This is a genomic window from Vibrio sp. B1ASS3 (assembly GCF_905175355.1).
In the GTDB taxonomy this organism is placed as follows: domain Bacteria; phylum Pseudomonadota; class Gammaproteobacteria; order Enterobacterales; family Vibrionaceae; genus Vibrio; species Vibrio owensii.
The window spans coordinates 769,147-782,337 of the sequence record NZ_HG992742.1 but is presented as its reverse complement, the minus strand read 5'-3'; the positions used below and the strand labels follow the sequence as shown (position 1 = coordinate 782,337).

Below are 13,191 nucleotides of genomic sequence, written 5' to 3'. Positions count from 1 at the left end.
GAATCATGATCAAATTTGGTACAGGCGGTTGGCGTGCATTTATCGGTGAGGAGTTCACTAAAGATAATGTACGTTTGGTCGCTCAAGCAGTTGCAAACATCACGAATAATGAATCGGTTGCTGATCGCGGCTTTGTGATTGGCTATGACCGTCGTTTTCTTTCCGATAAAGCCGGTCGTTGGTTCGCTGAAGTTCTAGCAGCAAACGGCATTGTGGTGAGCTTTATCGACAAATTTGTCCCAACGCCTATCGTAATGTTTAAAGCGAAGGAAATGGGCTGCGCGTACTCTGCATGTATTACCGCATCGCACAACCCTGCCGATTACAATGGCATTAAAGTCTTCATTGAAGGCGGTCGTGACGCAGATGAAATCATCACTGAAAAGATCGAATCGCAAATCGCTACACTAACTGCGAAAGATGTTAAAAGCGTCGATTTTGAACAAGCGGTTGAAGATAAGCTGATTGAAATAATCAACCCGATGAACGAATTCGTAGACTCAATCATCGACTTTATCGACATCGAAGCGATCAAGAAGGCGAATCTACGCGTGTTGATCGATCCAATGTTTGGTGTTGCGAAAAACGCGCTACAGACCGTATTGATCAACGGTCGCTGTGAAGTCGACGTCATCAACGATGGTAAAAACCCAGACTTCGGCGGCTTGATGCCATCACCAAGTGCAGCAACGCTTTACCGCTTGATGCACCTTGTGGAACAAGAAGGCTATGACATTGGTATCGGTACCGATGGTGACGCAGACCGCCTTGGTATTATCGACGAGAAAGGTAACTTCATTCATCCAAATGAAGTACTACTACTGCTTTACTACTACCTACTTGAATACAAAGGCTGGACAGGCTCAGTGGTACGTAACATCGCAACCACGCACCTGTTGGATAAAGTCGCAGAAGATCATGGCGAAAAATGCTTTGAGGTTCCTGTAGGCTTTAAGCACATCAGTTCTCAAATGGAAGCTGACGATTCACTGATTGGCGGTGAAAGCTCTGGCGGTCTGACTATTCGTGGTCATATCAAAGGCAAAGACGGCGTATTCGCATCAAGCCTGTTGGTAGAAATGATTTCAGTAACCGGCAAGAAGCTGTCTGAGTTGTTGGATGAAATCTACGGTAAGTACGGTTATGCCTACATGGCAGAAGGCGATTGCAAGTTCAAACCGGCGCAAAAAGACGTACTGTTCAACAAGATTTATGTTGAAAAGCAGTTGCCTGAGTTTGAGTTTGAAATCGAAAAAGTCAGCTATGAAGATGGTGCGAAAGTCTACTTCAAGAACGGCGGTTGGATCATCGCTCGCTTCTCTGGCACCGAGCCATTGCTACGAATTTTTGCAGAGATGCAAGATAGGGACACTGCGGAACGTGTTCTTCAACAGTTTAAGGACTTCTTGTCTTTATAACTGAACCTTGTGCCCGCTTCGAGCACATAACCTATAGGTGAAGAACACTTGCCCGGCATCACCGCCGGGCCTTTTTCTATCTGGCCTTCATAAACTAGGCGAAAGCTAATACGCCTTGAGTTTCAACTTCTACAGCCACACTATCACCCACATTCAATGCTTGAGTTGACGTCGCTAACAGTCGGTCACCATTGACATCAATCACGTAACGACAATGATCCCCCATAAAGTGTTGTTCAAGCACTTTTACTGCACTCTCATCATCAACCTTAATTTGTACATGTTGAGGGCGAAGCAGTAATGCACACTCACTATCGCGTTGAATTTCCTGCTGAGCATTCGCTTCTACTACACCAAGGTGGGTTTCGTATTCATTGTCGGAAATTCGCTTCGCCGCAAGGTAGCTACCTCCACCTAAGAAGTCAGCAACAAACTTGCTCGAAGGCTGGTAATAAAGCTCTGAGGCTGTTCCGTATTGTTCGATTACACCATGATTCATGACTGCCATTTTATCGGCAAAAGCAAACGCTTCTTCACGACTATGAGTAACGAAAATCGCGGTTACGCCTTGCTCTTTAAAGATCTTACGAATTTCACGGATCAGTTCATGACGAACTTGAGTGTCGATATTGGAAAATGGTTCATCCAACAACAGAAGATCCGGTTTGTAAGCCAGTGAACGGGCAATCGCCACGCGCTGCTGTTGACCACCAGAGAGTTGGTGAGGATAACGGTCGCCGTAACCTTTAAGGTGAACCAAGCCGAGCATCTCTTCGACTTTAATCAGCTTTTGCTGCGCCGATTCGTTCTTTAAGCCAAAAGCAATGTTCTCAGCGACTGTTAGGTGTGGGAACAAAGCGTAATCTTGGAAAATCATACCAATATTGCGCTGCTCTGGTGGTAACCAGTTTTTACCGTCATCAATAGTCAGGCAGTTCAAGCTCATTTGACCGGAACTCAGAGGAAGCAGCCCAGCAATGGCTTTCAAAAGTGTCGTCTTACCACAGCCACTTGCACCGAGTAGACAGACAATCTGTCCTTGTTCAACTTCCAGAGAAAGAGATTCAAGAACAGTCTGATCGTCATACTGACAAGTTAGGTTTTTAATCGATAATGCGCAGCTCATCAGTGACTTTGCTCCAGTGAACGGTTAACAACAACAAGCGGGATCAACCCAACGAGAACCAGTAATACTGCCGGAAGTGCGGCAAGCTCTAAATGCTCATCCGAAGCGAAGTTGTACACATACGTCGCCAAGGTTTCAAAGTTAAATGGTCGCAATAGTAGTGCAGCATTGAGCTCTTTCATCGACTCAATAAACACCAAAAGACCAGCAATCAGCGCGCCACGCTTAACTAAAGGGAAATGCACTCGCCACAGCATGGTATTTGGCGTGCACCCCATGGTTCGGGAAGCCATATCCAACGATGGTGAGATCTTGTTTAGGTTACTTTCCACACTACCAATTGCAACAGCGGAGAAACGCACCACCATCGCGAAAATCAGCGCAAACATAGAGCCAGAGAAAATAAGCCCAGGCCTTCCCCATTCCATCGCTTTAGCAATATCGTTAACACGGTGATCCATAAACAACACTGCCACCATTACACCAATCGCAAGTACAGTGCCTGGAACCGCATAGCCCATCGAAGACAGACGCATAAACGCTAAGCTAGAGCGGCCGCCGTTTACGCGTTGACTGAAGTTCACAGTCAATGCAATCGCAACACCTATGATGGCAGCAACGACTGACACCACCAAACTGTTCCATGCATATTCACGAAATTCCGGAGTCCAGCTTTGTGCAAAGTAAGTAATGGCGTAATCAATTAACTGTAGCAATGGGAAAATAAAGGCTACTGCAACGAGACCCCAACACCAAATCAGTGCGCCCCACTTTCGCCAGCCTCGTAGCTCATAACGGAAATCTTCATGGCTATTAAACTGGCTTTGAAACAGCTTTTGTTTGCGGCGGCTGTAGCGCTCTGCACTCAGTAGCAACACAACTATCATCAACATCATGGCTGATATTTTCGCGGCTGCATTGAGGTTCGAATACCCAAGCCAAGTATCGTAAACCGCAGTCGTAAGCGTGTTCACAGCAAAATAGCTGACGGTTCCGAAGTCACCGATCGTTTCCATTGCAACCAGAGACAAACCAACAGCGATAGAGGGTCTTACAAGCGGTAAAGAGATACGCCAAAAGCTTTCCCAAGGAGAACACTTCAATAAGCGTGCACTTTGTAGCAAAGAAACGTTCTGCTCCATAAATGCCGCTCGACAAAGCAAGTAAACATATGGGTACAGGACAAGAGAAAGAACGAAAGTTGCACCACTCAAAGTACGGATATCAGGAAACCAATATTCGCCCGGTCCCCATCCGGTTATATCACGCAAGAAGATTTGAATCGGCCCAGCAAAATCAAACCAATCCGTAAAAATGTAACCAATGATATAACCCGGCATCGCGAGGGGCAGAACTAATGCCCACTGTAGCCATTTCTCAGTTGGCAATTTACACATCGCCATAAACCAAGCACTTGGAATACCGAGAATCAAAGAAAGGAGCATCACACCAGCAGTCAGAACTACGGTGTTATAGATGTAGGTAGGCATGACCGTCGACATCAAGTGTGTAAACAGGTCATCCGTCTCGCCAATGGCGGTATAGAAGATCGCTAAGATCGGCAAAACCAGTAACAGGGTGATCGCCCCACTACTGGTTTTCCATAGAGAATGTTTATTCTTCATTGCCTAAATACTGCAAGGCTGTATGAAACACAAATGCGGCTGCAAATACATCTCATATCCTTTAATCAAATGGGGGTATAGTTATACCCCCACATGGAATTAAAGGTCAAATTTCACTTCATCTAGTAGCTTAATTGCCGCTTCGTGGTGAGAAGCAATGTCGTCTAGAGAAATCGTATCTGCTTTGAAGTCACCCCAAGATTCCACAAGTTCAGAACGCTTAACGCCTTCTTTTACTGGGTACTCGTAGTTTACTTCTGCGTACATTTGCTGCGCTTTGTCACCCGTTAGGAATTCCATTAGCTTCACAGCGTTGTCTTTGTTTGGAGAGAACTTCGCCATCGCCATACCAGAGATGTTTACGTGCGTACCTGTTGTCTCTTGGTTAGGGAAGTTGATGTATACCGCATCAGCCCAAGCTTTTTGCTCTTTGTCGTTAACCATCTTACCTAGGTAGTAGCTGTTACCTAGAGAAACGTCACATAGACCTTCTTTGATTGCTTTAACTTGAGCACGATCGTTACCTTGAGGCTTACGAGCTAGATTCGCTTTTACGCCTTCTAGCCATTCTTTTGTCTCAGTTTCACCGTGGTGAGCGATCATAGAAGATACTAGAGATACGTTGTACGGGTGCTTACCGCTACGAGTACAGATTTTGCCTTTGAACTCAGGCTTTGCAAGGTCCGCGTAGTTGAAGTCGTTACCTAGTTTGCCAACACGGTCACGTGAAGAGTAAACGTTACGAGTACGTAGAGTCAGAGCAAACCACTCGTTTTCTTTGTCTTGGTACTGTGCTGGTACGTTTTCTTCGATGATTTTGCTGTCTACCTTCTGAACTAGACCTTTGTTAGTCAGTTCCGCTAGACGGCTGATATCTGTAGTAAGGATTACGTCAGCTGGGCTGTATTCGCCTTCTTGAGCCAACTTCTCTGCTAGACCTTTTTTCGCAAACTTAACGTTTACTTTAATGCCAGTTTCTTTAGTGAACTCGTTGAACATAGGCTCAACTAGAAAAGGTTGACGGTAAGAGTAGACGTTCACTTCTTCAGCAGCCATTGCCGTTGGAGCCAGAGTAGCGCAAGTAATCGCTGAAAGAGTTAGCAGTTTTTTCATTGTTTAATCCTTTACCATGCTAATGATAACGTTTATCAGTTGCGTTATTATATGCATGTTCAATAAGAAAACAATTAATCAATAAAAAAACCTGCTCATTGGAGCAGGTTTTTTAATGTTAAGTTTGTAACTATTTATTACATTGTGAGTGTTATTTCACAGTCACGAATTCTGGGTAAGCACCAACACCACAGTCGTGCATATCCATACCTTCTAGCTCTTCGTCTTCCGATACGCGGATACCGATTGTCGCTTTCAGGATTGCCCATACCACTAGGCTTGCACCAAATACCCAAGCAAAAATAACTGCCGCACCTAGAAGCTGTGCACCAAACGTTGCATCACCGTTGCTCAGTGGCACAACCATTAGGCCGAAGAAACCACACACACCGTGAACTGAGATAGCACCTACTGGATCATCAATCTTAATCTTATCTAAACCAATGATGCTGAATACTACTAGCGCACCTGATACCGCACCAATCGCCACAGCATAAAGCGGTGATGGAGATAGAGGGTCAGCCGTGATAGCAACAAGACCAGCTAACGCACCGTTAAGAATCATAGTCAGGTCTGCTTTACCCCAAGTTGTCTTACATACAAATAGTGCGGCAATTGCACCTGCTGCAGCTGCAGCGTTTGTGTTTAGGAAAATTTGACCAACTGCAGTCGCGTTCTCAAAATCCGAAACCATAAGTTGAGAGCCGCCGTTGAAACCGAACCAACCGAACCAAAGGATGAACGTACCCAATGTAGCGAGAGGCATGTTTGAACCAGGGATTGGGTAGATTTCGCCGTTTTTACCGTATTTACCTTTACGTGCACCCAGTAATAGTACGCCTGCTAATGCTGCTGAAGCACCGGCCATGTGTACGATACCTGAGCCCGCAAAGTCACTAAAGCCAGCCTCTGATAGGAAACCACCACCCCAAGTCCAGTAACCTTCCATTGGATAGATAAATGCCGTCAGTACCGCTGAGAAGATTAGAAAAGACCAAAGCTTCATACGCTCTGCAACCGCGCCAGAAACCACTGACATTGCTGTTGCTACAAATACTACTTGGAAGAAGAAGTCCGACTCTAGAGAGTGGTCTGCACCTTCACCTTGTGTGCCAATTAGTGCACCAAATGATGGTAACCAACCGCCTTCACCGTTATCGACATACATAATGTTGTAGCCAACCAATAGGAACATGGTACAAGCGATCGCGTAAAGACAGATGTTTTTAGTTAGAATTTCTGTTGTGTTTTTAGAGCGAACTAAGCCCGCTTCTAGCATGGCAAAGCCTGCTGCCATCCACATTACCAACGCACCGGAAATGAGGAAGAAAAAGGTGTCGAGTGCGTAACGTAATTCAGTTACTGTTGTTGTTAATTCCATGATAATTCTCCAATCCCTTGAATTCTTAAAGTGCTTCTGCGTCCATTTCACCAGTACGGATACGCACCGCTTGGTTCAGGTCGTAAACAAAAATTTTGCCGTCACCAATCTTTCCGGTCTGCGCCGCTTTTGTGATGGCTTCTACCACACGTTCCACATTGTCTGCGTGGGTTGCGATTTCTAGTTTTACTTTTGGTAGAAAGTCGACTTGATACTCAGCGCCACGGTATAGCTCCGTGTGGCCTTTCTGACGACCAAAACCCTTAACCTCTGATACTGTCATCCCTTCAATACCAACATCAGCCAATGCTTCGCGAACATCGTCTAACTTAAAAGGTTTTATAATGGCATTAATGATTTTCATTGAATCTTCTCCGCAGCTTTCATCCTGAAACAGTTTTATTAATCCAAGCGGCGTGCCAACTTTTTATCTCATTGATTTATATAGAATTAGTAAAATTAACAAACTTATAAACAAAAAGGGCGCACCATATCGGTGCGCCCTTTTCACAAATATAAGGCAATTCAAGTCTAACTACCCAAAACTGTGCATTAAATGTTCAAAAAGTCTTTCCATTGCTCTATCAAGGCACAAAAGTCTTCTATACCACAGCTGGCTGTACTCTCTGCATCGTAGAAATCAAACTCGCTTTCCATTTCCACTTCATACTCATGACCAAGTGCGTTTTCTTGCACTAGCACCTCATCACCGTGGATCATCAAACTGATCTCTGCACCAGTTAACCTATGCTCTTGAGATGGCGAAGAAAATGCCTGATCAATTAAAGCTTCTACCTGAGCAATTTTTGCTGGGTCTTTGCCTATTTCTTCTTGCAACCAACGACCCACAATCTCATGCCCCATGCTGCATTTAACATAGTATTCGCCCATCAATGTGTTGCGGATGAATTCAAATTCCATCGTGATCGCCTTTTCGTATCAATTTGGTGCGGAGTATACAGGGAGATTTGAGATGGGAGAAGCGGGAGACGAGAGCTCTCTCGATGGCTTGTTTAAAAGAGATTCCCGACTCCACTCCTTCGTCGCTTTCGGGAATGACATCGTTTTTACTCTTAGCTGTTTAATCGTCATCCTCAAGAGCGAGGCACGAGCGAGTTGGGGATCTCTCAAGACTTTGTCTAAAAGAGATTTCGACTCCCTCATCTGCCAATCTAGGAAATGACGTAGTTCTAATATCTCGCAGCGTTCTGCAAAGAAAAAAGCGCCCACCAAAAGGTGGGCGCTTAACTAAGTATTCACAGAGCTCGCTAAGATTACGCAGGCTCTTGGAAGATCACATTATCTGCTTTCTTGGTGTACTGTTCCATCTTGTGGAAGTTCAAGTAACGGTAAGTATCCGCAGCTGTCGCATCAATTTGCTCCATGTACGCTAAGTACTCTTCCTTAGTTGGAATCTTACCTAGAATCGCACCCACTGCCGCAAGTTCCGCTGAAGATAGGTACACATTTGCACCTGTACCTAGACGGTTCGGGAAGTTACGCGTTGAAGTCGACATTACTGTTGCTTTATCTGCAACACGTGCTTGGTTACCCATACATAGCGAACAACCAGGAGTTTCAATACGAACGCCAGCGCGGCCGTAAATACCGTAGTAACCTTCTTCTGTAAGTTGGTCACGGTCCATCTTCGTTGGCGGCGCTACCCATAGACGAGTGTCTAATTGACCATTGAACTTCTCAAGTAGCTTACCCGCTGCACGGAAGTGACCAATGTTCGTCATACAAGAACCGATGAACACTTCATCAATCTGTGTACCTTGAACGTCAGACAGAAGACGAGCGTCATCTGGATCGTTTGGCGCACAAAGAATTGGTTCGTTGATTTCAGCTAGGTCAATCTCAATCACGTGAGCGTATTCCGCATCTGAATCTGCTTCCATAAGCTCAGGATTTGCCAACCACTCTTCCATCGCAGTAATACGACGCTCGATAGTACGACGGTCGCCGTAACCTTCCGAGATCATCCATTTCAGCATAGTGATGTTTGAGTTTAGGTATTCCTCAATAGACGCTTGAGATAGCTTAACGGTACAACCTGCCGCAGAACGTTCTGCTGACGCATCAGACAACTCAAATGCCTGCTCTACAGTTAGGTGCTCAACGCCTTCAATTTCTAGTACGCGACCAGAGAATTCGTTGATCTTACCTGCTTTCTCTACTGTTAGAAGGCCTTGCTTGATGCCGTATAGAGGAATAGCATGCACAAGGTCACGTAGCGTGATACCCGGCTGCATTTCGCCTTTAAAGCGCACCAAGATTGACTCTGGCATATCCAGTGGCATAACACCGGTCGCTGCTGCGAACGCAACAAGACCTGAACCTGCAGGGAACGAAATACCGAGAGGGAAACGAGTATGCGAGTCACCACCTGTACCTACCGTATCAGGCAGAAGCATACGGTTTAGCCACGAGTGAATCACACCATCACCCGGACGAAGTGACACACCGCCACGGTTCATGATGAAATCAGGTAGCGTGTGGTGTGTGTTTACGTCAACTGGTTTTGGATATGCCGATGTGTGACAGAATGACTGCATCACTAAGTCAGCTGAGAAGCCAAGACACGCAAGGTCTTTTAGCTCATCACGCGTCATTGGGCCAGTGGTGTCCTGAGAACCTACAGTTGTCATCTTAGGCTCGCAGTACTGACCTGCACGTACGCCTTCTACGCCACATGCTTTACCCACCATCTTCTGAGCTAGCGTGTAGCCTTTGTCTGATGCAGAAGGGTCAACTGGCTTAGCAAATAGATCGGTTTCTTCTAAACCAAGTGAAGTACGAGCACGGCTTGTTAAACCACGACCGATGATCAGTGGAATACGGCCACCCGCGCGAACTTCATCAAGTAGTACTTTGCTTAGCGTAAAGCTAGAAATGTCTTCGCCGTTTTTACGTACAACGCCTTCGTATGGGAAGATGTCAATTACATCACCCATGTTCATATTTTGTACGTCTAACTCGATAGGTAGTGCGCCAGAGTCTTCCATTGTGTTGTAGAAGATAGGAGCAATCTTACCACCTAGACAGATACCACCAGTGCGCTTGTTTGGTACGAATGGGATGTCTTCCCCCATGAACCAAAGAACAGAGTTAGTTGCAGATTTACGCGAAGAACCCGTACCAACAACGTCACCAACATACGCTAGTGGAATGCCATCTTTTTGCAGTTCTTCGATTTGATTAATAGGACCAACGCTGCCTGGTTGGTCTGGAACGATGCCATCACGTTCCATCTTCAGCATCGCTTTCGCGTGTACTGGGATATCAGGACGAGACCATGCATCTGGTGCTGGAGATAAGTCATCGGTGTTCGTTTCACCGGTCACTTTAAAGACTTTAACGGTAATCTTTTCCGCTACTTTTTCTTTTGATGTGAACCATTCAGCATCCGCCCAAGATTGTAGAACTTGCTTCGCGAATGCATTGCCTGCTTTGGCTTTCTCTTCTACATCGTAGAAAGCATCGAACATCAATAGAGTGTGAGATAACGCTTTTACAGCAATTGGGGCAAGCGCATCGTCATCTAGGAACTCGACTAGGGGCGCGATGTTGTAACCACCTTGCATCGTACCTAGTAGCTCTGCAGCTTTTTCACGGCTTACAAGCGGTGATGCCACTTCACTTTTAGCAACAGCCGTCAAGAAACCTGCTTTTACATAAGCAGCTTCATCTACACCTGGTGGGATACGGTTCTCTAGTAGGTCAAGAATAAAGGCTTCTTCACCTTGTGGGGGATTTTTCAGAAGTTCAACAAGTCCAGCAACTTGTTCAGCGTCTAGCGGTTTAGGAACAACTCCTTCGGCAGCACGCTCTTCGACGTGTTTACGGTAGGCTTCAAGCACGACTTTTTCCTCTCATTGCGGTTCCTCCTTTTTTCTTACTATTTTTCAAAGTAAAGGAGTGAACATCCTTGGAAACTTGGCTCTCCATTGCCCTTGTTTTCATTCAATTCTGATTGAGAAACAGCGCCGTAGAGGCCAAACTGTGGGCGAAAGAATAGCAAATTTAACGTTAAATTAAAATCTCATCATTTTGACCAACATAGCAACTTACGACTAAAGTCCGGTAAATTTTGGCTAAATATGCGGAGATCTTGCTGTCCTATTCCCGGTTATTTAAATGATGTTCCAACGATCAAGTACACGGCATCTAAATCTTGCTCGGTACGACCGTATGCCAACATGATCGGTCCTATTGGAGAATCTACCCCAAAGAAAATCGATGCGGCATTGTACAGCGGCGCTTCATTGAGCTTCAGATCGTTATCTGACCAAACGCCACCGTGTTCAAGGGATGCACCTAAATACACAGGTGCTTCAAACAGCCCGAAGTCGTTATCCATCCATTTATAACGATACACCAAGCTGGTATAGAATAAGTTCTGCCCGATCAGGCTGTTACGTGGAATACCTGAGAGATTCAAGAAACCACCAAGCTCACGCGGGTCTAAAGGTACAGACGAGTTTTTGCTCTCAACAAAGCTGTATTCCGCTTGTCCGACTAAAGTATGACGACTATGAGTCACTGCTCCCTTGAAACGCGCGGTAATCTCGTAAACAGTATCTTCAATATTGCCATCTGGGTTTAACTGACGAAAATCCTCTGGAGTCTTATCGTGAGAAACTAGGTAATCCAAATCGATCAACATACCGTGCGTTGGGAAAGCAAAATCGTCCAAGGTATCTAGGCGGTAATTGGCAAACACACCCAAACGCTCATAATCAAGCTCACCGAAAGACTGAAAAGTGGATGCTTCAATCGCACCTTTGGTATAGCGCCCGCCAACTCGGAACTCTTGCCACAACGTTGGTTGTACACCGGCAGCAAGCTCTGTAATAAACTCAGTGTAAGAAACCGGCAGGTAATCGTAGACGGATCCAATATCGGGGTTTTCAAAGTTATCAGAGAGGTTTCTATTCTCTGTGTTGTAATTTACTTTGCTAGAAACAAACAACTGCTGACTCGAAAGCACCGGAGAGTAAAGCTCCGCCTCAATCAGTTTATCCGTGCCCATATCCACATTAAAGGTCAGCTCGGCGCCGTGAGAGTTCAAGTTGGTGAAATTAGCCGACATGCCGATGCCATATTGACTATCGGTATTGAAATCATCTTCTAAGAAGAAGCGGAAGTTTAGGTAGTTTGGACCCCAAGACTTTTCGTTCACTTCAAAGACGAGTAAGTTCACCCCATCGATTTCTTCAAAGTGATAAGTGATCAGCTCAAAACGATCCAGTGCATAGAGATTTTCTACCGCTTTTTCGATCTCAGCCGTTTCTAGAGGGCGTCCTGTGTCTAACTCAAGTCGGTTAGTCAACAGCACATCACTGTAGTGGGTATTGTTCACAAGAACAATTTGATCGACAACACGCTCATCCCCATACTCAAGATTCTTGCGCATGTCTTGTTTATGCTCGATGTATTTCTGGTACTCCGCATTCGATACACTCAGCCCTTCAAGCTTTGACTTGAGTCCTCGAGTGATCTCATAACCCGCTTTAAAAGCGTCTGGCATTTTTTCGAATTCTACCGTTTCCATTTGCCCAACATCAGGACGAATGTAGACATCATCACCGCTTAGCGTTTCGGCTTGCTCTTGAGTACTGCGACGAACTAGGTAGTTGGAGAGTTGGTCTGCTACGGCAAATAAGCCAGTAAAGTCCTCTTCACTTTTGTAATCGGTACTAATGTCAACGGCAATCACCACGTCGGCACCCATTGCGCGAGCAACATCAACAGGCATGTTATTGACTACCCCGCCGTCCACCAGCATATGACCATTCAGTTCGTAAGGTGGAAGCGCGCCAGGCACTGACATACTCGCCATCATGGCATCAACCAAATAGCCGTTATCTAAGACGACCTCTTCTAACTCGACGATATCCGTCGCGACTGAACGGTATGGAATGGCAAGATCATCAAAGGAGTTAAAACGACCAAGGTTGCCTGTGGTTTCACGTAGAATGCGCAACATGTTTTGACCTTGCACCACGCCTGTTGGCGAACGCACTTCACCAAACCTCAAACCTAGGTCAGTGGTGATTTGATAACGATCTTCGTATTCTTTATCGCGGACGCGACGTTGGCTGCGGTCGACACGGTCTCGGTAACCGCTGTTCCAATCGACACTGTAGATAAAACTTTCGATTTCATCGGCGCTCATCCCCGTGGCATATAGACCACCGACATAGGCACCCATGCTAGTGCCGGTAATGATATCGACGGGAATATTCATCTCTTCCAGAGCCTTCAAAACCCCGATGTGAGCGGCTCCTTTTGCCCCACCACCAGCCAGTACGACGGCGATTTTAGGACGAGATTGATCATCACTGACTTGCTTAGCAAAGGAAGGCGTTGCAATCAAAAAGGAACAGACCCAGAGCGCAACACAACGCTTCCATGGGTTTGAGATCGACTTTTTGAACATTCACTTCTTCCTTTACTGAATATTGAACACCTACTTTTACTAAGATTTGAACAACTTCACAAGTCAGTGATGGCGTTTTTGGT

9 protein-coding genes are annotated in these 13,191 nt (G+C 45.7%); 1 reads left to right on the top strand and 8 read right to left on the bottom strand.

Going from position 1 to position 13,191, the window contains the following annotated elements; genetic code table 11:
• Positions 1 to 5 precede the first annotated feature (5 nt).
• Positions 6 to 1,418 carry a phosphoglucomutase/phosphomannomutase family protein gene (locus KJB05_RS03690; protein ID WP_208445177.1) on the top strand — a complete coding sequence of 471 codons (1,413 nt, stop codon included), beginning with the start codon at positions 6 to 8 and terminating at the stop codon, positions 1,416 to 1,418.
• A gap of 94 nt (positions 1,419 to 1,512) precedes the next feature.
• Here KJB05_RS03690 and KJB05_RS03685 read toward each other — a convergent pair whose 3' ends face one another.
• The 8 genes from KJB05_RS03685 to KJB05_RS03650 form a co-directional block, all read right to left on the bottom strand.
• Positions 1,513 to 2,544 (bottom strand): ABC transporter ATP-binding protein, encoded by a 1,032-nt coding sequence (locus KJB05_RS03685; RefSeq protein ID WP_009707545.1) that lies wholly within the window; start codon positions 2,542 to 2,544, stop codon positions 1,513 to 1,515.
• Positions 2,544 to 4,169 carry an iron ABC transporter permease gene (locus KJB05_RS03680; RefSeq protein WP_208445176.1) on the bottom strand — a complete coding sequence of 542 codons (1,626 nt, stop codon included), beginning with the start codon at positions 4,167 to 4,169 and terminating at the stop codon, positions 2,544 to 2,546. Before KJB05_RS03680 ends, KJB05_RS03685 begins: the two co-directional genes overlap by 1 nt.
• Positions 4,170 to 4,268: 99 nt before the next feature.
• Positions 4,269 to 5,282, bottom strand: coding sequence for a Fe(3+) ABC transporter substrate-binding protein (locus KJB05_RS03675; protein WP_208445175.1), 1,014 nt, complete (start codon positions 5,280 to 5,282; stop codon positions 4,269 to 4,271).
• Positions 5,283 to 5,433: 151 nt separating this feature from the next.
• Positions 5,434 to 6,663, bottom strand: a complete 1,230-nt coding sequence (locus tag KJB05_RS03670) for an ammonium transporter (RefSeq protein ID WP_005439399.1) — start codon at positions 6,661 to 6,663, stop codon at positions 5,434 to 5,436.
• A 25-nt stretch (positions 6,664 to 6,688) separates the two neighbouring features.
• Entirely contained in the window at positions 6,689 to 7,027 is a 339-nt protein-coding gene (locus KJB05_RS03665; protein WP_005439398.1) for a P-II family nitrogen regulator, read from the bottom strand.
• Between the two features lie 188 nt (positions 7,028 to 7,215).
• A complete protein-coding gene (locus KJB05_RS03660; RefSeq protein WP_005439396.1) occupies positions 7,216 to 7,584 on the bottom strand; it encodes a YacL family protein in 369 nt (122 codons plus the stop codon).
• Between the two features lie 353 nt (positions 7,585 to 7,937).
• The gene (acnB, locus tag KJB05_RS03655; protein WP_039840268.1) at positions 7,938 to 10,526 is read right to left on the bottom strand and encodes a bifunctional aconitate hydratase 2/2-methylisocitrate dehydratase; all 2,589 of its coding nucleotides are present in this window, start codon (positions 10,524 to 10,526) and stop codon (positions 7,938 to 7,940) included.
• Between the two features lie 269 nt (positions 10,527 to 10,795).
• A complete protein-coding gene (locus KJB05_RS03650) occupies positions 10,796 to 13,108 on the bottom strand; it encodes a patatin-like phospholipase family protein (RefSeq protein WP_039840269.1) in 2,313 nt (770 codons plus the stop codon).
• Positions 13,109 to 13,191: the final 83 nt, after the last annotated feature.